Source organism: Rhodococcus sp. P4_C10 (assembly GCF_056402135.1).
On sequence record NZ_JBFUHZ010000026.1, the window covers coordinates 1 to 22,018 of the forward strand.

General features: G+C 70.3%; 20 protein-coding genes. 16 read left to right on the forward strand and 4 right to left on the reverse strand.

Annotated features, from left to right (window positions below):
- Positions 1 to 41 precede the first annotated feature (41 nt).
- On the forward strand, positions 42 to 641 hold the full coding sequence (locus tag AC1DWC_RS17375) for an ankyrin repeat domain-containing protein (protein WP_477910124.1): 600 nt from the start codon (positions 42 to 44) through the stop codon (positions 639 to 641).
- Between the two features lie 3 nt (positions 642 to 644).
- Here AC1DWC_RS17375 and AC1DWC_RS17380 read toward each other — a convergent pair whose 3' ends face one another.
- Entirely contained in the window at positions 645 to 1,115 is a 471-nt protein-coding gene (locus AC1DWC_RS17380; protein WP_477909996.1) for an SRPBCC family protein, read from the reverse strand.
- A gap of 162 nt (positions 1,116 to 1,277) precedes the next feature.
- On the opposite strand from AC1DWC_RS17380, the gene AC1DWC_RS17385 reads away from it, so the two are divergent.
- From AC1DWC_RS17385 to AC1DWC_RS17425, 9 genes are all read left to right on the forward strand, one after another.
- Positions 1,278 to 1,457: a hypothetical protein gene (locus AC1DWC_RS17385; protein WP_477909998.1), complete on the forward strand. Its 180-nt coding sequence runs from the start codon at positions 1,278 to 1,280 to the stop codon at positions 1,455 to 1,457.
- 85 nt (positions 1,458 to 1,542) lie between these two features.
- Positions 1,543 to 1,890, forward strand: a complete 348-nt coding sequence (locus AC1DWC_RS17390) for a GntR family transcriptional regulator (protein ID WP_072842494.1) — start codon at positions 1,543 to 1,545, stop codon at positions 1,888 to 1,890.
- Complete coding sequence (locus tag AC1DWC_RS17395) at positions 1,887 to 2,891, forward strand: DUF1648 domain-containing protein (protein ID WP_477910000.1); 1,005 nt, start codon at positions 1,887 to 1,889, stop codon at positions 2,889 to 2,891. The genes AC1DWC_RS17390 and AC1DWC_RS17395 overlap by 4 nt, the downstream gene beginning before the upstream one ends.
- An 88-nt stretch (positions 2,892 to 2,979) precedes the next feature.
- Positions 2,980 to 3,771 (forward strand): HAD-IIA family hydrolase, encoded by a 792-nt coding sequence (locus AC1DWC_RS17400; protein WP_477910002.1) that lies wholly within the window; start codon positions 2,980 to 2,982, stop codon positions 3,769 to 3,771.
- A gap of 201 nt (positions 3,772 to 3,972) precedes the next feature.
- Positions 3,973 to 4,443 (forward strand): DUF6764 family protein, encoded by a 471-nt coding sequence (locus AC1DWC_RS17405; protein ID WP_072842809.1) that lies wholly within the window; start codon positions 3,973 to 3,975, stop codon positions 4,441 to 4,443.
- 245 nt (positions 4,444 to 4,688) lie between these two features.
- Positions 4,689 to 6,314, forward strand: a complete 1,626-nt coding sequence (gene groL, locus AC1DWC_RS17410) for a chaperonin GroEL (protein WP_072842496.1) — start codon at positions 4,689 to 4,691, stop codon at positions 6,312 to 6,314.
- Between the two features lie 132 nt (positions 6,315 to 6,446).
- Positions 6,447 to 7,490: an alpha/beta hydrolase gene (locus AC1DWC_RS17415; protein ID WP_477910004.1), complete on the forward strand. Its 1,044-nt coding sequence runs from the start codon at positions 6,447 to 6,449 to the stop codon at positions 7,488 to 7,490.
- A gap of 125 nt (positions 7,491 to 7,615) precedes the next feature.
- Complete coding sequence (locus AC1DWC_RS17420) at positions 7,616 to 8,320, forward strand: TetR/AcrR family transcriptional regulator (RefSeq protein WP_477910006.1); 705 nt, start codon at positions 7,616 to 7,618, stop codon at positions 8,318 to 8,320.
- Positions 8,321 to 8,503: 183 nt separating this feature from the next.
- On the forward strand, positions 8,504 to 9,838 hold the full coding sequence (locus tag AC1DWC_RS17425; protein WP_477910008.1) for an anaerobic C4-dicarboxylate transporter family protein: 1,335 nt from the start codon (positions 8,504 to 8,506) through the stop codon (positions 9,836 to 9,838).
- 20 nt (positions 9,839 to 9,858) lie between these two features.
- Here AC1DWC_RS17425 and AC1DWC_RS17430 read toward each other — a convergent pair whose 3' ends face one another.
- Entirely contained in the window at positions 9,859 to 10,971 is a 1,113-nt protein-coding gene (locus AC1DWC_RS17430; RefSeq protein WP_477910010.1) for an N-formylglutamate amidohydrolase, read from the reverse strand.
- Between the two features lie 46 nt (positions 10,972 to 11,017).
- Between AC1DWC_RS17430 and AC1DWC_RS17435 the strand changes: the two genes are divergently transcribed.
- Together AC1DWC_RS17435 and AC1DWC_RS17440 are read left to right on the forward strand one after the other, a co-directional pair.
- Entirely contained in the window at positions 11,018 to 11,851 is an 834-nt protein-coding gene (locus AC1DWC_RS17435; RefSeq protein WP_477843300.1) for an alpha/beta hydrolase family protein, read from the forward strand.
- Positions 11,852 to 11,863: 12 nt separating this feature from the next.
- Positions 11,864 to 14,260 (forward strand): serine/threonine-protein kinase, encoded by a 2,397-nt coding sequence (locus AC1DWC_RS17440; RefSeq protein ID WP_477910012.1) that lies wholly within the window; start codon positions 11,864 to 11,866, stop codon positions 14,258 to 14,260.
- Between the two features lie 80 nt (positions 14,261 to 14,340).
- Here the strand turns inward: AC1DWC_RS17440 and AC1DWC_RS17445 are convergent, their stop codons facing one another.
- Positions 14,341 to 14,643, reverse strand: coding sequence for a three-helix bundle dimerization domain-containing protein (locus tag AC1DWC_RS17445; protein ID WP_477910014.1), 303 nt, complete (start codon positions 14,641 to 14,643; stop codon positions 14,341 to 14,343).
- A gap of 171 nt (positions 14,644 to 14,814) precedes the next feature.
- Here AC1DWC_RS17445 and AC1DWC_RS17450 point away from each other — a divergent pair, with 171 nt between their 5' ends.
- The 4 genes from AC1DWC_RS17450 to AC1DWC_RS17465 are packed head-to-tail and all read left to right on the forward strand — an operon-like array spanning position 14,815 to position 20,602.
- On the forward strand, positions 14,815 to 15,213 hold the full coding sequence (locus AC1DWC_RS17450) for a DUF7144 family membrane protein (protein WP_072842810.1): 399 nt from the start codon (positions 14,815 to 14,817) through the stop codon (positions 15,211 to 15,213).
- Between the two features lie 39 nt (positions 15,214 to 15,252).
- Complete coding sequence (gene ppk2 / locus AC1DWC_RS17455) at positions 15,253 to 16,056, forward strand: polyphosphate kinase 2 (protein ID WP_477910016.1); 804 nt, start codon at positions 15,253 to 15,255, stop codon at positions 16,054 to 16,056.
- A 37-nt stretch (positions 16,057 to 16,093) separates the two neighbouring features.
- A complete protein-coding gene (locus AC1DWC_RS17460; RefSeq protein WP_477910126.1) occupies positions 16,094 to 18,898 on the forward strand; it encodes a cation-translocating P-type ATPase in 2,805 nt (934 codons plus the stop codon).
- A gap of 9 nt (positions 18,899 to 18,907) precedes the next feature.
- On the forward strand, positions 18,908 to 20,602 hold the full coding sequence (locus AC1DWC_RS17465; RefSeq protein ID WP_477910018.1) for a SulP family inorganic anion transporter: 1,695 nt from the start codon (positions 18,908 to 18,910) through the stop codon (positions 20,600 to 20,602).
- 37 nt (positions 20,603 to 20,639) lie between these two features.
- Here AC1DWC_RS17465 and AC1DWC_RS17470 read toward each other — a convergent pair whose 3' ends face one another.
- Complete coding sequence (locus tag AC1DWC_RS17470; RefSeq protein ID WP_477910020.1) at positions 20,640 to 21,998, reverse strand: diacylglycerol/lipid kinase family protein; 1,359 nt, start codon at positions 21,996 to 21,998, stop codon at positions 20,640 to 20,642.
- Positions 21,999 to 22,018: the final 20 nt, after the last annotated feature.

Below are 22,018 nucleotides of genomic sequence, written 5' to 3' on the forward strand. Positions count from 1 at the left end.
CACCCGCCCCGTCGGCCCTGCCAGCCCCGTCGGCGCCGCTCCTGTCGACCCCGGAGTCGGAACGGGACCTGTTCGCGGCCGTCCGGTCCGACGACGCGGTCGCGGTGGGCGCCGCGCTGGCGCAGGGCGCAGACCGCGAGGCGCGGGACGAGGGCGGCCGGACGCCGCTGGTGGCGGCGGCCAAGGCCGACGCGGTCGACGCGGCTCGACTGCTGGTCGACGCGGGCGCCGACGTGAACGCCAAGGACGACCTGGAGGACTCGGCGTTCCTCTACGCGGGCGCGGAGGGACACGACGAGATCCTCGCGCTGACCCTCGCGCACGGTGCCGACGTGAGCGACACCAACAGGTTCGGCGGCACGGCGCTGATCCCGGCCGCCGAGCACGGCCACGTCGAGACGGTGCGCGCCCTGATCCGCGCCGGCGTCCCGGTCGACCATGTCAACGAGCCGGGCTGGACCGCACTGCTCGAGGCGGTGGTCTACGGCGACGGGTCGGCTCGCTACCAGGACGTGGTCGGGCAGTTGCTCGCGGCGGGCGCCGACCGGTCGATCGCGGACGCGGACGGCCGGACCGCGCTGCAACACGCGCAGCGCCGCGGCCAGGAGGACGTCGCGGCGCTGCTGAGGGAGGGACGTTGACGGTCAGCGCGCGGCGGGGGCCTTCGACTCGACCTCGGACTTGATCCGGGTGAGGGTGGTGTTCATGCCCTTGATCATGTCCTGCTCGAACCCGGCGGTGCCGCCCATCATCTTGTCGACCAGGAACGACGAGATCTTGGTGGTGCCCGTGGGGGCCTCGCGGCGCTCGGTCAGGGTGGTGCCGTTCTCCGTGGGGGTCAGCTCGTAGGTCCAGATGGTGTGGTTCTCCACGACGCGCCACGCGATGGCCTCGTTCGGCTCGAAGCGGGTGACCTTCGAGGAGGTCGGCCACACCAGCAGGCCCTTCTTGTTGACGTTGAACGTCTTGGTGCCCCGCCTGACCTCGCCGCCGAACACCCGCATCATCCGGCACTGGGGGCTCCACTCGCCCATTCGCTTCAGGTCCGAGACCACCGACCAGACCGCGGCGGGCGAGGCGTCGATGTCGATGCTGGCTTCGAGGGTGTTCGTCACTGGCTCTGTCTCCGGTTTCGTCGAATTAGTGAAACTGTGCGTAACGCATATCTTGCCCGATCTCGCCGATGCGTCAAGGGTCGTCGGCGCGTCCGGGGCGGAGCGTGTAATGCCGGGGGGACGGCGGGCGATGAACAGGGTATCCACGTCAAGCCACACCCGATGCGTACCGGAGTGATCGTCGTGAAGATCCCAGACGTCAGGCGACATGCTCGCGACCAGGCCGTTCCGATCCTCCGGTCGGCACGGATGAAGGGCCGGCCCGAGTCCTGGCCGAGCGAGAAACTCGAGCGACTGCTGACCCCGCACGAGATCGACGCCATCAGTCACGGCCACTTCTGAGCCCTCCCCGTGGTGCGGGGAGGGGCCGGAGTCTCGGCGGCTGCCCAAGTTGTTCTATTAAGGCTAGAACTATAGTGTGATTGTCGTGCTCATCCGCATAGACCAGTCCGCGGCCACACCGCTCTTCGAGCAGGTGGCCGCCAGTGTCCGTCGTGCCATTGCCGACGGTTCCGCCGCTCCCGGTGAACGCCTGCCCGGCGCCCGGGACCTCGCCGCCTCGCTGGACCTCAACGTGCACACCGTGCTGCGCGGGTACCAGTTGCTGCGCGACGAGGGCCTGATCGACCTGAGGCGCGGACGCGGCGCGGTGGTCGCCGCCGGTGCCACGCGGGGCCGGCTGCAGGAGGCGGTCCGGGAACTGGTCGCCGAGGCGCGCCGGCACGGGATGAGCGCACCCGAACTCATGGAGCTCGTAGACAAGGAGATGGCATGACCACATCGGCATCGGCCACGCAGCGGGTCTCGTGGCCGCGCGCGCTGGCCGCGGCGCTGGTGCCGCCCGTCGTCGTCGCGGCGGGCGCGTCCGCGGCGATCGCCGGGGCGGCGGGGGAGCTCCCCGACCCGGTCGCGGTGCACTTCGGCGTCGATCTGAAGGCCGACGGCTTCGCCGCGCTCGACACGGTCCGGTGGGCCCCGCTGCTCGGGGTGGCGGTCGCCGCGCTGCTCGTCGTCATCCAGCTCGCGATCACCCGGCGGGACGAGCGCACGGCTCGGGTCGCGGTCACGCTCGGCGCCGGGGTCGGCGGCTTCGTCGCCGCACTGGCCGCGTCGACCGTCCTGCCTCAGCGTGGGCTCACCGATGCCGCGCAGGCTTCGGCGGGCCTCGGCGCGATGCTGCTGGCCGCGGTCGTCGGGCTGGCCGCCGCGGGTGCCGGTTACGCGGCGATGCCCGGGCCTCGTGCGGCCGCGGCCGTCGCGCCGCCGCCGGTCGACGCGCCACGAATTCCCTTGGGCGACACCGAACAGGTCAGTTGGTCCGGCTCGGCCGTCATGCCCTGGTGGCTGGCCGTCGTGGCGGTGCTGGTGCCGATGGCCGTGGTGCTGGTCGTCGCGGGCTTCTCGGCCGGTTCGATGTGGCTGGTGCTCGGCCTGGTGGCCCTGGCCGCGTTGTCGACGGCACTGCTGCTCGCCCCGGTGCGGGTGGTCGTCGACGCCCACGGGCTGCAGGCCCGGTCCCCGGTCGCGGTCAGGCGGATCCGGATCCCGCTGGCGGAGGTCGCCGAGGCGGAGGCCGTCCGGGTGGGCCTGATCAACAGGTACGGCGGCTTCGGCTACCGCGTCGGTCCCGCCGGCACCGGGCTGATCGTGCGGCCGGGCGCGGCGCTGCGGGTGACCCGCGGCGACGGCTCCCGGTTCACGGTGACGGTCGACGGCGCCGACCAGGCGGCGGCGGTGCTCAACGCACTGGCCGCGCAGGGGCGCGTCTCGCACTGACGCCCGCGGCCGGCGAGGCGTCGTCCGCCGCTTGCCGGACCCGGGCGCGGGGGACATGGTGGAACCGGGCGTCGGAAGGGGTGTCGCGATGACCGGCAACGGGGAACTCGAGGGCGTGCTGTTCGACATCGACGGGGTGCTGGTCACCTCGTGGCGGCCGCTCGCCGGCGCCGCCGCGGCGCTGGACGCGGTCCGGGACCGCGGGCTCGGACGCGCCTTCCTCACCAACACCACCTCCCGCACCCGGGCGGAGATCGCCCGCGCGCTGCGGGACTGCGGTCTGGCGGTGCGCGACGAGGAGATCGTCACCGCGGCCGCGCTCACCGCGCAGTACCTGCGCCGCACCCATCCCGGGGCGCGCTGCCTGCTCGTCAACCACGGCGACATCGCCGCGGACCTGGCCGACATCGAACTCGACGACCGGCGCCCCGAGGTGGTGGTGCTCGGCGGTGCCGGACCGGAGTTCGACCACCGCACCCTGAGCCGGGTGGTGGAGCTGATGCAGGACGGGGTCCCGGTGGTCGCGATGCAGGGTGGCCTGACCTGGGCGACGGACGACGGCCTGCGCATCGACACCGGCGCCTACCTGCCCGGGCTGGAGGCGGCAGGCGGCGCGGCCGTGACGGTGGTCGGCAAGCCGGAGGCGGCCGGGTTCGTCGCGGCCGCCGAGTTGACGGGCAGCGAGGTCGGGCGCACCGTGATGATCGGCGACGACCTGCGCAGCGACGTGCTGGCCGCGCAGTCCGCCGGACTGACCGGAATCCTGGTGCGGACCGGCAAGTTCCGGCCCGCGGTTCTCGAGGCCGCGCCCGCCGCCCCGGACCACATCCTCGACTCGGTGGCGGACCTGCCCGCGCTGCTGGACGAGCTGGCCGGCTGACGGGATCGCGTGCCCGGACGCGACGTGCGCGGCCGGCCTTGCGGGTCCGCCGCAAACCGCAACGAAATCGATACCCGGCGCGCGGAAAGTTTGGGTACCGTCGCCCACGTGTGCCGGAGCGCCGGCGTAACGACCGAACACTTCTGAAGGAGATCCGTGCCGACTTCGTTCCGCAACCGTTCCCTGTTCCGTTCCCTCGTCATGCGGGCCGGAGCGTCGATGGCGGTCGGGGCCGCGATCGTGGGAGGTGTCGTCGTCGCCGGTTCGGGCGTCGCGTCCGCCGCGCAGGTCAACTGCGTGTCGCCGCCGTCCGCGAACGACATCCGGGTGATCGGCGACGCGAGTTGCGGCGCCACCGCCACCGGCACCGGGATCGCCAACTCCGGTGCGACCGACAGCGGTACCGCGGTCAGCGTGTCCGACGGGGGTTCGGCGACCACGTTCGCCACCGGCTTCGGCGTCGCGCTGGCCGGGTCGAAGGGCGCCGGGCAGTCCTACGCGTACTCCATCGGCGGCGGCATCTCGCGTGCGCACGCGGAGAACGGGCAGACCACCGTCGCCCTCGCCGGCTGGGGCAGCGGAGCCACCGCCCAGGCAGACGGGGTCAACTGCGTGGGTCCGCTCTCCTTCGCGATCAACCTGAACACTGGTGCGGCCTGCGCGATGCGCTAGTCCCGGCGTCGCCGGCTCGGTGCCCGCGACCTTGCACTCGCCACCCCCGAGTGCTAAAAATGCACTTGGCACTCGCGACACGTGAGTGCCAGGTCGGGACGGTGAGACTGGGATCCATCGACACCCCTGGTCGTCCGTCGCGGGCACCGAGCCTGGCCACTGCGCAGACATCGCCCTGCGTGAAATGAGACGACCCGACGAGCGGTCGCCTTGTGTGTCACCCCAATCCGGAGGATCACTTCGCAATGGCAAAGATCATCGCGTTCGACGAAGAGGCCCGTCGCGGTCTCGAGCGAGGCCTCAACGCCCTCGCCGACGCTGTCAAGGTGACGTTGGGCCCCAAGGGTCGCAATGTCGTGCTCGAGAAGAAGTGGGGTGCCCCCACGATCACCAACGACGGTGTGTCCATCGCCAAGGAGATCGAGCTCGACGATCCCTACGAGAAGATCGGCGCCGAGCTCGTCAAGGAGGTCGCCAAGAAGACGGACGACGTCGCTGGCGACGGCACCACCACCGCCACCGTGCTCGCCCAGGCTCTCGTCCGTGAGGGTCTGCGCAACGTTGCCGCGGGCGCCAACCCGCTCGGCCTCAAGCGCGGCATCGAGAAGGCCGTCGAGGCCGTCACCGTCCGCCTGCTCGACACCGCCAAGGAGATCGACACCAAGGAGCAGATCGCTGCTACCGCTGGTATCTCCGCAGGCGACTCGTCCATCGGTGAGCTCATCGCCGAGGCCATGGACAAGGTCGGCAAGGAAGGCGTCATCACGGTCGAGGAGTCCAACACCTTCGGCCTGCAGCTCGAGCTCACCGAGGGCATGCGCTTCGACAAGGGCTACATCTCGGCGTACTTCGCCACCGATGCAGAGCGTCAGGAAGCCGTCCTCGAGGACGCGTACATCCTGCTCGTGAGCTCCAAGATCTCCACCGTCAAGGACCTGCTGCCGCTGCTGGAGAAGGTCATCCAGTCCGGCAAGCCGTTGGTCATCATCGCCGAGGACGTCGAGGGCGAAGCCCTGTCCACGCTGGTGGTCAACAAGATCCGTGGCACCTTCAAGTCCGTGGCCGTCAAGGCCCCCGGCTTCGGTGACCGCCGCAAGGCGCAGCTCGCCGACATCGCCATCCTCACGGGTGGCGAGGTCATCAGCGAAGAGGTCGGCCTCTCCCTGGAGACCGCCGGACTCGAGCTGCTCGGCCAGGCCCGCAAGGTCGTCATCACCAAGGACGAGACCACCATCGTCGAGGGTGCCGGCGACGCCGACGCCATCGCCGGTCGCGTCAACCAGATCCGCGCCGAGATCGAGGCGTCGGACTCGGACTACGACCGCGAGAAGCTGCAGGAGCGCCTGGCCAAGCTGGCCGGTGGCGTTGCAGTGATCAAGGCCGGAGCCGCGACCGAGGTCGAGCTCAAGGAGCGCAAGCACCGCATCGAAGATGCCGTGCGTAACGCCAAGGCTGCCGTCGAGGAGGGCATCGTCGCCGGCGGCGGCGTGGCCCTGCTGCAGGCCGCTCCGGCTCTCGACGACCTCAAGCTCGAGGGCGATGAGGCCACCGGCGCGAACATCGTGCGCGTTGCGCTCGAGGCTCCGCTCAAGCAGATCGCGTTCAACGCGGGCCTCGAGCCCGGTGTTGTCGCCGAGAAGGTGCGCAACCTGCCCGCCGGCCACGGCCTCAACGCCGCGACCAACGAGTACGGCGACCTGCTCGCCGCCGGCATCAACGACCCGGTCAAGGTCACCCGCTCGGCGCTGCAGAACGCGGCGTCCATCGCGGCCCTGTTCCTGACCACCGAGGCCGTTGTCGCCGACAAGCCCGAGAAGGCCGGTGCGCCCGCGGGCGACCCGACCGGTGGCATGGGCGGCATGGACTTCTGAGTCCGTTCCCTCACGTCCGGGGCCCGGGCCGCCTGTTCTGCAGGCTGCCCGGGCCCGGCGGGAACCGTTGGTGCTGTATACAGAGTTATCGAGTAGCTACTCAACGAAAAGTCGACAGTCAAGGTGGGACGTATGCCCAAGTTTGGACGATCCGGTCGAGCAGGTCGGATCGCGGCCGCAGTGGCCGCTCTGACGATTCTGCCGCTCGTTGGCGGCGGCCTCGCCCAGGCCGCGCCGACCTCGGCCACCTCGCCCGAGACTGCCGCGGCGAAGTCCGACAACGGCTCGTACCTCGTCCGGATCGAGGGCAGCGGCCGTCAGCAGACTGCCTACGTCTACTCGAAGTCGATGGACAAGACCATCCCGCTCAAGCTCCAGCGCCCCGTCGACACGTCCAAGCCGGCCCCCACCCTGTACCTGCTCAACGGTGCCGGCGGCGGCGAGGACAGCGCGACCTGGCAGAAGCGCACCGACATCGCCGACTTCTTCAAGGACAAGGAAGTCAACGTGGTCACCCCCGTCGGTGGCGCGTTCAGCTACTACACCGACTGGGTGAAGACCGACCCCAAGCTCGGTAACAACAAGTGGACGACGTTCCTCACCCAGGAACTGCCCCCCATCATCGACGCCGGGCTCAAGACCAACGGCGTGAACTCGCTGGCGGGCATCTCCATGGCCGGCACCTCGGTGCTCAACCTGGCCATCGCCGCACCGAAGCTGTACAAGAGCGTCGGGGCCTACAGCGGTTGCGCCGAGACCAGCACCCCGGCCGGCCAGGCCTACATCGACATGGTCGTCGACTCGCGCGGCGGCGGCAACCTCGACAACATGTGGGGACCCAAGGACAGCGCGGCATGGGTCGAGAACGACCCGGTCGTCAATGCGGAGAAGCTGCGCGGCATCGAGATGTACATCTCCACCGGCAACGGCCTGCCCGGCCCGCACGACACCATCGAGAAGACCGGCGGAATGACGGGTCTCGCCAACCAGGTCGTCGTCGGCGGCATCATCGAGGGTGCGACCCTGCTGTGCACCAACAACCTGTCCAAGCGTCTCGGCCAGCTCGGCATTCCGGCGGTCGTCGACTTCCGCCCGAACGGCACCCACTCGTGGGGCTACTGGCAGGACGACCTGCACAAGTCCTGGCCGATGCTGGCCCGTACGATCGGCCTGTGACACCGAGTCACTGAGCCACTGAGTTCGACAAGGCGCCGATCCCGCACTGCGGGGTCGGCGCCTTCGTCGTCGGGGCCGCGAACCGAAGTTTCAAATATGACGCCGGATTCAGGTATACCTGTGGGATGGACTCCACCCCGTCCGTCGACGGCACCCCCGACGAGGACGACACTCGCCCGCCGTCGATGGCGCCACCGGCGCTGCTCCGCGACCCGCCGGTCACCAGGCGCGGCGTGAAGACCCGGGCCGCGCTCGTGACGGCCGCACGGACGGTCTTCGAACGCGACGGCTACCTCGACACCCGCCTCGCCGACATCGCGCGGGAGGCCGGCTGCGCGACCGGGTCTTTCTACACCTACTTCGCGAGCAAGGAGGAGGTGTTCGCGGCCGTCCTCGCGGAGGCGCAGGAGGACATGATGCATCCCGGCATGGGCCGGGTGCACGGCACCGACGACCCGTACGCGGTACTCGAGGCGAGCAACAGGGCCTACCTCGAGGCCTACCGGCGCAACGCGAAGCTGATGGGGCTGCTCGAACAGGTGGCGCACGTGGACCCGGTGTTCCGGAAGTTCCGCACCCGGCGGGCGGAGGCGTTCGTCCGACGGAACGCGCGCGGCATCGCGGACCTGCAGGCCCGCGGGATCGCCGACGCGGGCATCGACCCGTTGGTCGCCTCGCGCGCCCTCTCCGGCATGGTGAGCAGGCTCGCCTACGGGGTCCTCGTGCTCGGCGACGGGCAGGACGACGACGAACCCCTCGACTTCGAGACGTTGGTGTCGGCGACCACCCGGCTGTGGGCGAACGCGCTGCGCTTTCCGCCCCGTGACTGACCCGCTCACCCCGTGACCAGCCCGCCCACAGCCCCGTGACCGGCCCGCCCACCAGCGTCGTGGCCGGCCCGGAGCGTCGCGGCGCAACTCCCCGGCAAAATCCCTAGGCATGCGTAACATCCCGCACATCCGCGGGTAAGGCCGGCACGGTCGCTGCCCGACGTCGAGGCAAGGTGGTTGCGTGTGGATTCGGTGAAGATCGTCCTGGAGTTGATCGTGGTGCTCGGCGCCATCGTCATGGGCACCCGGTCGAGCGGCGTCGCGCTCGGACTCTGGGGCGGCGCGGGCGTCGCCGTGCTGGTGTTCGTGTTCGGGGAGGACGTCGGCAGCCCGCCGGTCGACGCGCTGCTGATCATCCTGTCCGTGGTCCTCGCATCGTCGATGATGCAGGTCGCCGGTGGCATCGACTGGATGGTGACGATCGCTGCGGACCTGATTGCCAAGCGGCCCAAGCAGATCACGCTGATCGCGCCGCTGGTCTCGTTCCTGTTCTCGGTCGGCGCCGGCACCTCCAACATCCTGTACCCGCTGCTGCCGGTCATCTACGACGCGTCCTACCGCAACGGGATCCGCCCGTCCCGCCCGCTGTCGCTGTCGGTGGTCGCGACCGGCGTCGCGCTCGCCTGTAGTCCCGTCTCCGCGGCAATGGCCGCCATGGTGACCCTCACCGACGTGGCGCCGTACAACTTCGAGCTGATCGACATCATCATGATCACGCTGCCCGCCGCGGTCATCGGAATCGTCCTGTCCTCGATCGTCGTCAACCGCCTCGGCAAGGACATCGAGGACGACCCGGAGATCCAGGCGCGCATCGCCTCCGGCGCAATCGCTTCCCCGTCCGGCGGCATGAGCACGGTGGAACTCAAGTCGTCCACGGCAGGCCGAAACGCCGCACTGATCTTCCTGCTCGGCGTCGCCGCGATCGTGGTGTTCGGTCTGTTCAAGGGAATTCGTCCGGAGGCCGCCGACGGATCGCCGATGGGCATGACACCGATCATCGAGATGATCATGTTCCTCGTCGGCACCCTGATCCTGCTGGTGAGCCGGCCGAACGTCGCCGACGTTCCCACCTCGTCGGTGTTCAAAGCCGGCATGGTCTCGGCCATCGCCCTTTTCGGCCTGGCCTGGCTGACCGACACCTTCATCAGCGCCCATATCGAGCTGATCACCAGCACCGTGGGTGACTGGGTCAACGCGTGGCCGTGGATCTTCGCGCTCGGCGTGTTCCTGGTCTGCGTGCTCACCACCAGCCAGTCGACGGCCACCCGGACGATCGTGCCCATCGGCCTGGCCGCGGGGCTTGCGCCAGGACTGCTCACCGGCATGTGGGCCGGCGCCTTCGCCGGTATCTACCTGCTGCCCACCAACGGATCACAGATCGCGGCCGCCAACTTCGACGAGTCGGGCAGCACCAAGCTCGGCACCAAGCTGGTCGACCACTCGTTCTTCGTGCCGACGCTCGTCCTCGCGGTCACCACGATCACCGCGGGTTCGCTGATCGGGCTGCTGCTCGGCTGAGCGGTGCGTGGTGACGCTCGTCAGCCGCGGTCGCGGTAGGCGTCCCAGCTGGCCCGGCAGGCCCGCGCCAGTCGGTCGACGCGTTCGGGGTCGGGCTCGGGCCAGTCCACCCCGGGTGCCTGCAGCTGCGCGGTCAGTGCCGGGCCGAGCAGGAACTCGCGCCGGAACTCGGCCTGCACCGCGCCGAGCACCACCCCGGCCGCCGCCGCCCGCGGGCCCAGCGCCCGCAGACGTGCACCGGCGGAGATGATCTCCTGGCTGCCGAGGTACGGCTGGTTCAGCGCGACCGCGTCCGGCTCGGTCACCGCGAACCCCGTGCGGTGGGCCGCGGCCAGTGCGCCCAGCGCGGCCGGGTCCATGCTCACCGGGTTGTCCCCGCGGGGCTCGCCCGCATGGTCACCGCGGTTCGACAGCGCCACCACGTTCGGCAGTCGGTCCGCCGGGGCCCGTTCGACGTTCACCGCACCGTCGCGGGTGGTGGTGTGGTTCATGGTGTCGTGGAAGGAGAGCGTGTTGAACTCGACGGCCTCGCCGGTGCGCCCGGCCTTGTCGAAGGCGAGCTCGACCATCCGGTCGACCAGGCGATCGCGTGTCCGCTCGTACACGCCCAGCCCACGCTCAGCGACCTCGGCGAACGTCTCGGCCAGTCGGCGCAGTCCGGCGTCGTCGGCCGGTTCGCGCAGCAGCGGGAAGAAGGAGAAAGTGACCGGCCGGATGGCGTCCACCCCGGTCAGATCCACCCTGTTCCAGGCGCCGGCCGCGCGGACCCGGGCGAAGGCCTCCCGCAGGGTCTCGTAGAGGTCCGCCGGCTCGGCCCGGTTCGGGTCCCTCAACATCCGCGGGTGCGGGTTCTCGACGTACACGATCCGCGGGTCGAGTTGAGCCCACCGCCGCACCACCGGGGCGGTCGAGCAGTCGGAGAAGTCGAACTGCAGCCGGCGGGTGAACTCGGGCGCCAGGAACTCGGACAGCTCGGCCGGGATGGCGGCACCCGAGTGGGGGCAGCTGACCAGCAGATCGGCCTCGGCCAGCGCGTCGTCGAGGCTGCGGCGCTCCGGGTCGGCGTAGAAGGTCAGGTCGTCCGGCGTGTACCTGGTCCCGACGGGCAGGAGCAGCGGATCAGCGGGTGCCATGGGCGGAACACTATCGGCCGGGCCGCCGAGGGGAGAGTATTGACGCGTGGAGACCATTCCGATTCAGGTTCCGGACGGTACGACGATCCCGGTGCGGCTCTTCCCGGGCCGTGAGGAGGCGCCGGTGGTGGTGATCTTCCCCGGGCTCGGGGTGCCGGGCGGCTTCTACGACCCGGTGGCGCAGGCCCTGGTGGACCGCGGATTCAACGCGGCCGTCGGTGAGCTGCGAGGCCAGGGCGACAGCCGGCCGCGGCCCGGACCGGACAGCGGGTACGGCTACCAGGAGTTGGCGTCGGTGGACTTCCCGGCGACCTTCGAGGTGGTGCGCGAGCGGTTCCCCGCCAGCACGCCGTACCTGCTCGGACACAGCATGGGCGGTCAGCTGGGGGTGATGTACGCGGCGCGGGCGCGGGGCAAGCTGGGCGGGCTGATCCTGGTGGCGTCGGGCTCGCCGTACCACCGCGGCCACGGCCCGGTCCGCGGTGCGGGCCTGCTGCTCGGGTCGGCGGCGATGTCGGTGACCGCGAACGTCGCCGGCTTCTGGCCGGGGGACCGGCTCGACGTCGGCGGATTCGGAAGGCAGTCTCGGGTGCTCGTCTCGGACTGGTCGCGGTTCGCCCGCACCGGCGTCATCGAACCGGCGGGCGCGGACATCGACTACGAGGAACGCATCGCGCGACTCGCGCTGCCGGTGCTGTCGATCTCCGTCGAGGACGACGACCTGGCACCGAAACCGGCGATCGCGAACCTGGTCCGCAAGCTGCCGAAGGCGGATCTCACCACCTGGCACCAGCCCGAGCCGTTGGGGCACAACGGCTGGATTCGCAAGCCGGACACCACCGTAGACCGGATCGAACAGTGGCTGCACGACCGGTCCTGACCGCGAGCCACCATGGACAGGCCGGCGCCGCACCAGGGTGACGCGACCGTCGTCGCCGGTCCGCCCCCGACGCTCGGCCCGGACACCGGGCCGTCGTCCACCGAGCCGCGGGGCATCCGGTCGCGGGGGAGCGGTCCGAACACCGGGTTCGTCGTCGACACCGGTGTGGGGCGACTCGTCGCGCACTGGGAGGAGTCCGGCGCGCCGTCCGACCTGACCGACTACCTGCCGGACACCGACGCGGTCCGTCGCGCCGCGCTGGTGGAGTTGACCATGGTCGACCTGGCCTACCGGTGGCTGCGCGCGCACCGGCCGAAGCGGATCGCGGACTACTGCCTCGAGTTCCCGGAGCTGCTGGCCGCGCCGCTGCCGCCGGAGCTCGTCTACGAGGAGTACCGGGTACGGCGCCTGAGCGGCGAGGCCGTCGACCCCGACGAGTACGTCGCGGAGTTTCCGCTGCAGGCCGAACGCTTCGAGTGGCTGCGCGAACACGACCCGCGGAGCGTGGGAGCGGGCGGGCTCGACCTGCCGGGCAGCGAGGACCTCGCGGTGGGTCATCGCCTCGACGACTTCGACCTGGTGACCGAGCTCGGCCACGGCGCGTTCGCCCGGGTTTTCCTGGCCCGGCAACGCTCCATGCAGCGCTGGGTGGCGCTCAAGATCTCCCGCAACGTCGGCACCGAGGCGCAGACCCTGGCCCAGCTCGACCACCCGTACATCGTCCGGGTCTTCGACCAGCGGGTGCTCGAGGACCGGCACCTGCGGATGCTGTTCATGGAGTACGTGCCCGGCGGGACCCTGCTGGACGTGCTGCGACTGGTCCGCGACACCCCGCCGGAGCACCGGAGCGGGCGGCTGCTGCTCGACTCGATCGACGGCATCCTCGCCCGTAAGGGCGAGATCAGGCCGGCCGACTCCGGCATCCGAACCGAGATCGCCGCGTTGTCCTGGCCGGAGACTGTCGCCTGGATCGGGCTGCGGCTGGCGGAGGCACTGGACTACGCCAGCGACCGCGGGGTGCTGCACCGCGACATCAAGCCCGCGAACGTGCTGCTCACCGTCGAGGGCGAGCCCAAGCTGGCCGACTTCAACGTCAGTTCCAGCGCCGAGGTGGACGTGCCCGGCCGCGGCTCGGTGATCGCCGGTTCCGTCGCCTACATGTCGCCGGAGCAGTTGGCCGCGGTCAGCGCGCCGGAGGCGGCCGCCGTCGCCCGGATCGACACCCGCAGCGACATCTACGCGCTCGGCGTGATGCTGTGGGAGTTGCTCACGGGCTCGAGGCCCTTTGCCGACGCCCGGTCCGGTGAGTCACCCGCGGTGCTGCTCGAGCGGCGGCGCCGTGGCGTGGACGACGCGAGGCAGTCGTCGCTCCCCGCGGACTGCCCGGCCGCGCTGCGACGAGTCCTGCTCAGGTCGCTCGCGCCCGACCCGGCCGACCGTTGGTCGAGTGGACGCAAACTGGCCCGGCAGTTCGCGCTGTGCCTGGACCCGCACGCCCGCGACCTGGTCGACCCGCCGCCGGCGAGCAGACGCGCGAGGATGTGGCGGTGGGCGCTGCCCGTCATGATCGCCGCGATCGGCATCCCGAACCTGCTGGCGGCGGGCTACAACTACTACTACAACAGGGAACTCATCGTCTCGGGGCTGTCCGTGCCGGCGCAGCACTATCTCGAGCAGGTGCACCTGGTGATCGGGGCGCTGGCGTTCCCACTCGGGGCGCTGTTGATCCTCTCGTGGTGCCGGCTCGCGCTCACCGTGCCGCGCGGGGTGCGGGAGGGCCGCAGCTACGGACCCGTGGTGCTCGGCCGGGCGCGCGCGGCGACGCTGAACATGGGGCACCGCGCGGTCGTGGTCAGCTTTGCGCTGTGGATGGTGGCCGGGATCGTCTACCCGATCGCCCTGGAGGTCGCGGCCGGCGGCATCCCGCTCGGGGCGTACACGCACCTGATCACGTCGTTGGTGGTGTGCGGGGCGGTCGCGGTCGCCTACCCCTTCTTCATCGTGACGTACTACGCGGTCCGGTGCCTGTACCCGATCCTGTTGTCGCACGGCGAGATCCGCAGTGACGACGGCCGCGACATCCGGACCCTGCGCCTCGTCAGCACCCGGTACCTGGCGGTGGCGGCGTCGGTGCCGCTGGTCGGGGTCGCGGGACTCAGTTTCGTCGGAGCGGGTCCGGGCAGCACCGTGAACATGACGGTCCGCGTGCTGTGCCTGGGCGGCATCCTCGCCTTCATCGGGGTCTACCAGTTGTTCCGGCGGATCGACTCGGACCTGCGTGCCCTGGCACGGGTGGCGACTTTCGGGGTGCCGTCGGGCGCGGTGCCCGGCCACGGCCGGCCCCGGCCGTCGCAGCAGCCGCCTTCTTCGCCGCCCTCGATGTCGGCGAGCGGGTCGTCGCCACCGTAGTCGCGGATTCGGGGCGATGCGGCCCAACGGTTCTCGTGGCCTCAGAAGCGGCCGCGGATCATCAGATCGGGACCCCGCGGTCAGCCGAGGGACGGAACTGCCGCGGGTGCTGACGGCACCGCAGCGGGTGCAGACGGAACTGCAGCGGGTGCAGACGACACCGCCGTAGGCGCCGCTGTCACTCGCGACATCTGGTCGGCGATGTCGCGTCGGGCCGCCTTCTCGACGAGAAGGGGCACGTAGTCGCGGATCCTTCCGTTCTCGAAGCGCCCGTGAATGCTGCGCACCGTGTGCTCGATGTCGACCGGTGAGACGGACGGGTATCGAGTGATCAAGCGCTTGATGACTTGGTCGACTTGGAGCAATTCGTCGTCACCGGTCATCGGTTCATCGTCTGCTCAGCAAGAGCCGTGGTCAAGGACCGAAATGGATTCGGAAACATAACGATTCGGGTCGACGACGTCGAATGCCTGCATTCGCGACCGACACCGGCGCAATCGGCGCAGAATGGTCGCAGGCGGGTCACTCTGCCCGCCGCAGGAAAGGGGACGGTCATGTCGGACCCAACATCGACAAAGCGGAGCGTTGCGGCGGGAACGTCGATCGGGGCGGCCGCCATCATGGTGACTGTCGGTATCCTCCAGCTGTTCCAGGGCATTGCCGCGGTTGCCAAGGACCAAGTGTTCGTGGTTGGGCTGGACTACGTGTACAAGTTCGACCTCACCACGTGGGGCTGGATTCACATCGGTCTGGGCGTCGTGGTCGCGGCGGTCGGGCTTGCGCTGTTCACCGGGGCTGACTGGGCGCGGGTGTGCGCGGTGGTGGTCGCGGCGATCTCGATTCTCGCGAATTTCATGTGGTTGCCGTACTACCCCTGGTGGTCGGTGCTCATCATCGCGCTCGACGTCGTCGTCATCTGGGCCGTCTCGACCTGGGATCCGGATCGCGCCTGACCACGCCGCCGAAAGTGGCGACGTTCGCTCTGCCTGAGCGTGCGGCGAGTCGACTGGGAGTGCCCCGACAAGCCGATGAAGAACAAGGCGTACCGCCACCACCTCGAGCCGCTGCAGGCCGAGCTGGTCGCGCTGCAGGAGTGGGTGAAGGCGTCCGGCGCGAAGGTCTGCGTCGTGTTCGAGGGGCGCGACACCGCGGGGAAGGGCGGGGTGATCAAGGCGATCACCGAGCGGGTGAGCCCGCGGGTGTTCCGGGTCGTCGCGCTGCCGGCCCCCACCGAGCGGGAGAAGTCGCAGATGTACGTGCAGCGGTACGTGCCGCACCTACCGGCGAGCGGCGAGATCGTCATCTTCGACCGCAGTTGGTACAACCGCGCCGGTGTCGAACGCGTGATGGGTTTCTGCACGGAGGAGCAGGCACACCAGTTCCTCGAGCTCATCCCGACGGTCGAGCGCGCGATCGTGGAATCGGGTGTCATCCTGCTGAAGTACTGGCTGGAGGTGAGCGAGGAGGAGCAGACTCGTCGCCTGCAGAGCCGGATCGACGACCCCCGGAAGATCTGGAAGCTCTCGGACCTGGACCTGAAGTCGTACAGCCGCTGGTACGACTACTCGCGGGCCCGGGACGAGATGATCCACTTCACCGACACCGGTTGGGCGCCCTGGTTCGTCGCCGTCAACGACGACAAGAAACGTGGACGTCTCAACGTCATCAGTCACCTGCTGAGCCAGATTCCCTACGAGCCACTGGAGCGCCCCGAGATCACCCTGCCGGAGCGGCAGGATGCCGACGGCTACGAGCGGCCGAAGCTACCGCTGCACTGGATTCCGACTCCCTACTGAGGGTCCGAGCAGGGAAGGACGAGCCGCCATGGCGACGATGGAACCCGCACCGGACGGGGCACACACCCGCCCGCCCACACACACCCGCCCGACCACGCAGGCCCGAACGGACTGGCACGCCCAGGACGCCGAGGCTGTGGTGGTCGCACTCGCTACCGATCCGCAGTCGGGTCTGACGGTGGGCGAGGTGGACGAACGGCGCCGGCGGTACGGGCCCAACGTCATTGCCGCCGAGCCGGCGCCGTCGACGTGGTCGATCGCGCTGGTGCAGCTGAGGGATCCGATGAACCTGATGCTGGTTGCGGTGGCCGTGCTCAGCGTCGTCATCGGGGAGATCCCGACGGCGATCGTGGTCGCGGTGCTCGTCGGGCTCAACGTGGTGCTGGGCACCAGGCAGGAGGTGAAGGCACGCGCCAGCGTCGACGCGCTGGCGAAGATGCAGACGCCGCAGGGGCGGGTGATCCGTGGCGGAACGCTGATCCAGCTCGACGCCACCGAACTCGTGCCGGGCGACGTCGTGCAGCTCGAGGCGGGTGACATCGTGCCCGCGGACGGCCGCCTGCTCACCTCGGCCACCCTGGAGACCCAGGAGGCGGCACTCACCGGCGAGAGCGCTCCTGTCGCAAAGGATCCGCAGACCCTCGACGCCGCCGACGTCCCGCTCGGCGACCGCAGCAACATGGCCTTCCAGAACACCTCGGTCACCCGCGGCACCGCCACCATGGTGGTCACCGAGACGGGCATGCACACCCAGATGGGTCAGATCGCGTCGATGCTCTCGGCGGTTGCGCCGAGCAGGTCTCCGCTGCAGCGGGAACTGGACTCGCTGACCAAGGTGCTCGGTGTCATCGCGTGGACGGCGGTGGCGACCATCGTGGTCATCGGGGTGATCCGGGGACAGGACGTCACGACGCTTCTGCTGCTGGGCATTTCGATGGGGGTGTCCGCGATCCCGACCGGCATGCCGACGTTTGTCCAGGCGATGCTGGCCTACGGCGCGCGGCAGCTGGCCGATGCGAAGGCCGTCGTGAAGAACCTGACGGATGTCGAGACGCTCGGCGCGACCAGCGCGATCAACTCGGACAAGACCGGCACCCTGACGATGAACCAGATGACGGTGCGGTCGCTGTACTTCCACTGCCGGTGGTACACGGTCGAGGGTGAGGGCTACGCCAAGTCCGGGAAGATCACCCAGGTGGCGGGCGAGCCGGTCCCGGACTTCACGCTGCTGGCGTACGGGCTGTGCCTCGACAGCGACGCCACCGTCTCCGACACCGGCGAGGTCGTCGGCGACCCGACCGAGGCCGCGCTGGTGGTGCTCGCGGCGAAGATCGGCGTCGACGCCCCGCGCACGCGGCGGACCTACCCGCGCGTCGCCACGGTGCCGTTCGACTCCGCGTACAAGTTCATGGCGACCTTCCACCACCTCCAGGTCGACGGCGGCACCCAGTTCGTGGAACTGGTCAAGGGCGGACCCGACGTGGTCCTGGCCCGGTGCACGACCGCCTTCCGGCCGGGCCGGCAGACGGTGCCGCTCGACGAGGTCCGGGAGGAGCTGGCGGCCGCGACCCGGTCCATGTCCGAGAAGGGGCTTCGCGTGCTGGCGTTCGCCGCCCGTCGGCTCGACGGGAGCGAGGACGCCGCGGCGGCCGACCCCATGTCGTTGGTCGACGACCTCACGTTCGTCGGCATGGTCGGCATCATCGACCCGCTGCGGCCGGAGGCGATCGAAGCGGTGCGCATCGCGCACGAGGCGGGCATCGCCGTTCGGATGATCACCGGCGACCACGCGATCACCGCGTCCGCGATCGGCGCCGAACTCGGCCTCGGACCCGGCGCGATCGGCGGCCCCGAACTTCAGGCCATGACCGACGAGGAGCTGTCGGCGGCCCTGCCCGAACTGCACGTGTTCGGACGCGTCACCCCGCAGGACAAACTCCGGCTGGCCGACATCATGCAGAAGGACGGCGCCGTCGTCGCGATGACGGGCGACGCCGTCAACGACGCCGCCGCGCTGAAGAAGGCCGACATCGGCGTGGCCATGGGCTCGGGCAGCGAAGTGACCAAACAGGCGGGCAAGATGGTGCTCACCGACGACAACTTCGGGACGCTGATCACGGCAATTCGCCTGGGCCGCAACATCTACGAGAAGATCGTGTCGTACATCCGGTACCAGATGTCGAAACTCTTCTCGCTGGTTCTGCTGTTCCTCGTCGCGAGCATCTTCAACATCAACGACGGGGTCGCACTCACGCCGCTGATGGTGCTCTTCCAGCACTTCTTCATCACCCTGTTCCCGGTGGCCGTCATCATGCTCGACCCGGCGCCGCCGGACCTGATGAACAAGCCGCCCCGCGACCGCGCGATGCCGATCGCGAACCGGCCGGCGTTTGTCCAGTGGCTGGCGTACGGGGTGCTGCAGTTCGCGCTCACGCTTGCCGCGATGCTCCTCGCCCCGGGCGAGATGAGCACGACCGAGGCGAACGTCCCCATGACGACGGCGTTCGTGGTGCTCTCGCTCGGTTCCGTATTCGGGGGGCTCGCCATGCGGCGCGACCCGGAATCCGGACTGGTCCCGCCCGTCCTCGGCGCGCTCAAGATCCTGTCGGTCCCGATCGTCGTCACGGTGTTCGCGGTCGAGATCGGCTTCCTCCAGGACCTCCTGATGACGACGTCGTTGACGGGAGGCCAGTGGCTCGCCTGCCTCGGCTGGTCGCTGATCGTCCCGATCGTCGTGGAGGCGGACAAGGCGCTGCGGCGTCGGCGTCGCGGGCACGCGCAGCCGCTCCCGCCGATCCCCGCCGAGGTCGCCGTCGACCCGCAACGGGCCCGCGCCCGCTGACCGCGAACCATGTCCTGGCGAGAAGGTCTGGGCCGGCTGCCCGGGGTCGCGACGGCCCGGGGGTACCGCCGTGAGTGGCTGCGCGCCGACGTCACCGCCGGCCTCGTCCTCACCGCCCTGCTGATCCCCGCCGGGATGGGGTACGCCGAGGCCGCCGGGCTGCCCGCGTACGCCGGGCTCTACGCCACCATCGTGCCGCTCCTCGCGTACGCGCTGGTGGGGCCGTCGAAGATTCTCGTGCTCGGCCCGGACTCGTCGCTGGCACCGCTCATCGCCGCCGCGGTGCTGCCGTTGGCGGTGACCGGGGACCCCGAGGAGGCGCTCGCCCTCGCCGGCGTGCTGGCCGTCCTCGTCGGGCTCATCCTCCTCGTCGGCGGGTTCCTGAATCTCGGCTTCGTCACCGAACTGCTCTCGAAGCCAATCCGGCTCGGATACCTCAACGCGATCGCACTCATCGTCGTGGTCGGTCAGCTGCCCAAGCTGCTCGGGATCTCGGTCGACGCGTCCGGGGTGCTCGGCGAGATCGCGGAGATCGGGCAGGCCGTGGTCGGCGGGGAGGTCGATCCCCTCGCCGCCGCGGTCGGCATCGGCTCGCTGGCCGTCATCGTCGGGTTCCGGGTGTGGGTCCCCGCAGTGCCCGGGGTGCTGGTGGCCGTGATCGGGGCGATCGTGCTGTCCGCCTCGGCGGGACTGACCGACGACATCGGGATGGTCGGTGCGCTGCCGAAGGGGTTACCGCTGCCGACCGTCGGCGGCGTCGACTGGCAGGACGTCGGGCACCTGATCGGGCCCGCGGCCGGTATCGCCCTGATCGCGTTCGCAGACAGCGGCGTGCTCTCGCGCACCTTCGCCGCCCGGCACGGGGAGGACGTGAACGGCAGCACCGAGATGAAGGCGATCGGGGTCGCCAACGTGGCCGGCGGGCTGTTCGGTGGCTTCCCGATCTCGGCGAGCGGGTCCCGGACCCCGGTGGCCGAACAGAGCGGCGCCCGCACCCAACTGGCCGGCGTCGTCGGCGCACTCGCGGTACTGCTGTTCGTGCTCGTCGCGCCCGGGGTCACCGCCTACCTACCCGATGCCACCCTCGGGGCCGTGGTGATCGTCGCGGCCACGGCGCTGGTCGACGTGCGCGGCATGGTCCGGATGTGGCGCATGAGCACCGTGGAGTTCGGCCTCGCGGCGGCGGCGTTCCTCGGGGTGGCGCTGGTGGGCGTGCTGCAGGGCATCCTCGTGGCGATCGGGCTGTCGTTCGTCGCGGTGGTCGCGCAGGCCTGGCAGCCGTACCGCACCGAACTCGTCGAGACTACGGACCGCCCGGGCTTCCACGACGTCGTGCGTCACCCCGGCGGGGACCGCATCCCCGGACTGGTGCTGGTGCGGTTCGACGCGCCACTCTTCTTCGCGAACGGCCAGATATTCGACGAGTACGTGCGGTCGGTGGTGGCGAAGGCCCCGACCCCGGTCGAATGGGTGGTCGTCGCGGCCGAGCCGATCACCGGACTCGACACCACCGCCGTCGACGAACTCGTCGACCTCGACACGTACCTGGAGGGCAACGGGATCCGGTTGGCGTTCGCGGAGATGAAGGGCCCGGTCAAGGACCGGCTCATCCGGTTCGGGCTGGGCGAGAGGTTCGACGCGACGCACTTCTACCCCACGGTCGAGGCCGCCGTGAGCGACTTCCGGGCTCGCAGCCCCGGGTAATCGGCCGACAGCTGACGGCCGGGCGCGACCGGGAGGTTCAGTCGCCCGACCCGGATCGGGAGCCGGAGCGGGGCCGGGACGCAATCTGCCACAGTCGAACCCAGTCGAAGGCCGGCGCGGATGTACGCACCCCGGGGCGCGTCCTGGGAACCTGTACCCGCAAGGCGCCGGGTTCGACGGTGCACCGCACCGGGGTACGGAGCAGCAGGGATTCGCCGTCGACACCCACTGGGATCTCCGGGGTGTCGGCGTCGACGACCACCTCGGCCGCCGTCAGCTGCGTCAGACCCTGAACCCGGGTGCGGCGCAGCAGGCCGACCGCCTGGCGCGTGTTCGTCACCGTCAGCGCGACCGCACCGAGGACGCCGCGGTCGAGACGGTCCCGGTGGCTCAGTCCCGCGAGGTCGCTGTTGCCGTAGGGGTTGTTGCTCACCAGGACCGCCTGCGGTCCGGTCACCACCGTGTCGCCGATGCGCGCGACGAGTCGAGGCCCGGTGTGTCCGGTGAGCAGATCCGGGAGCAGCCCCAGCACGGTGCCCGCCTTGTCGTCCCGGTAGGCGGGGCTTCGGACGATTTCGGCGTAGACGCCGAACGAGGCGTTGTTGACGAAGGTGCGGCCGTTGATGGTGCCGAGGTCGACGCGAAGCTCGACGCCGTCCCGGATCGCGTCCAGCGAACGGGTCGGATCGGTGCGGTCGAGGCCGAGGTCCATCGCGAAGTGGTTGCGGGTTCCGGCGCTGATCACCAGGAACGGCAGTCGGTGTTCGGCGGCGACCGCTGCCACCAGCGCCTGGGTCCCGTCCCCGCCCGCCACCCCCAGCAGGTCGGCGCCGTCGGCCACCGCCTGGCGGGCCAGCGCGGTGACGTCGACGATGCCGGGTCCCTCGAGCAGCGCGACCTCGGCGCCCAGTTCCTCGGCCCGGCGCACCAGGTCGAACTTGGCAACCTTCCCCCCGCCGGAATGCGGGTTCATGATCAGGAACGGGTGTTGTGGTGGCGGCGCGGGCAACTCCGGCATGGCGGTCTCCGAGCGCCCGCCGCGCAGGGCGGCGCGGGCGCACACGAGGGACAGCAGCCCCAGCGCGTACGCGACGAGCACCTCCAGCAGCAGGCCGGCGCGGACGAACATGGCCAGGACGGCGATCGGTGCGAGCACCGCCACGCCCAGGGAGATCCACCTCGCCGCCCCGCGGCGGGTGAGGAACCAGTACAGGGCGGCCACCGTGACCACCACACCGCCGACCCCGACGACGACCAACCCCACCGTGCCCAGTATTCCGGCGGACAGCACGGGCACCGCCGCCGCGCCGACCGAACACGCCAGCGCCGCCCACGCCCACCAGCGCCGGGCGCCGTCACCGGTGACCACCTGTTCGACCGACGGATACTCGGACATCTGATCAGGCCTTCCCGGCG

What these genes read in the sequence shown, in the direction of transcription:
- AC1DWC_RS17385 (WP_477909998.1), top strand. Translation starts at nt 1,278, where the DNA reads ATGCGTACCGGAGTGATCGTCGTGAAGATCCCAGACGTCAGGCGACAT.
- AC1DWC_RS17395 (WP_477910000.1), top strand. Translation starts at nt 1,887, where the DNA reads ATGACCACATCGGCATCGGCCACGCAGCGGGTCTCGTGGCCGCGCGCG.
- AC1DWC_RS17400 (WP_477910002.1), top strand. Translation starts at nt 2,980, where the DNA reads ATGACCGGCAACGGGGAACTCGAGGGCGTGCTGTTCGACATCGACGGG.
- AC1DWC_RS17405 (WP_072842809.1), top strand. Translation starts at nt 3,973, where the DNA reads ATGCGGGCCGGAGCGTCGATGGCGGTCGGGGCCGCGATCGTGGGAGGT.
- groL (WP_072842496.1), top strand. Translation starts at nt 4,689, where the DNA reads ATGGCAAAGATCATCGCGTTCGACGAAGAGGCCCGTCGCGGTCTCGAG.
- AC1DWC_RS17415 (WP_477910004.1), top strand. Translation starts at nt 6,447, where the DNA reads ATGCCCAAGTTTGGACGATCCGGTCGAGCAGGTCGGATCGCGGCCGCA.
- AC1DWC_RS17420 (WP_477910006.1), top strand. Translation starts at nt 7,616, where the DNA reads ATGGACTCCACCCCGTCCGTCGACGGCACCCCCGACGAGGACGACACT.
- AC1DWC_RS17430 (WP_477910010.1), bottom strand. Translation starts at nt 10,971, where the DNA reads ATGGCACCCGCTGATCCGCTGCTCCTGCCCGTCGGGACCAGGTACACG.
- AC1DWC_RS17440 (WP_477910012.1), top strand. Translation starts at nt 11,864, where the DNA reads ATGGACAGGCCGGCGCCGCACCAGGGTGACGCGACCGTCGTCGCCGGT.
- AC1DWC_RS17445 (WP_477910014.1), bottom strand. Translation starts at nt 14,643, where the DNA reads ATGACCGGTGACGACGAATTGCTCCAAGTCGACCAAGTCATCAAGCGC.
- AC1DWC_RS17450 (WP_072842810.1), top strand. Translation starts at nt 14,815, where the DNA reads ATGTCGGACCCAACATCGACAAAGCGGAGCGTTGCGGCGGGAACGTCG.
- AC1DWC_RS17460 (WP_477910126.1), top strand. Translation starts at nt 16,094, where the DNA reads ATGGAACCCGCACCGGACGGGGCACACACCCGCCCGCCCACACACACC.
- AC1DWC_RS17465 (WP_477910018.1), top strand. Translation starts at nt 18,908, where the DNA reads ATGTCCTGGCGAGAAGGTCTGGGCCGGCTGCCCGGGGTCGCGACGGCC.
- AC1DWC_RS17470 (WP_477910020.1), bottom strand. Translation starts at nt 21,998, where the DNA reads ATGTCCGAGTATCCGTCGGTCGAACAGGTGGTCACCGGTGACGGCGCC.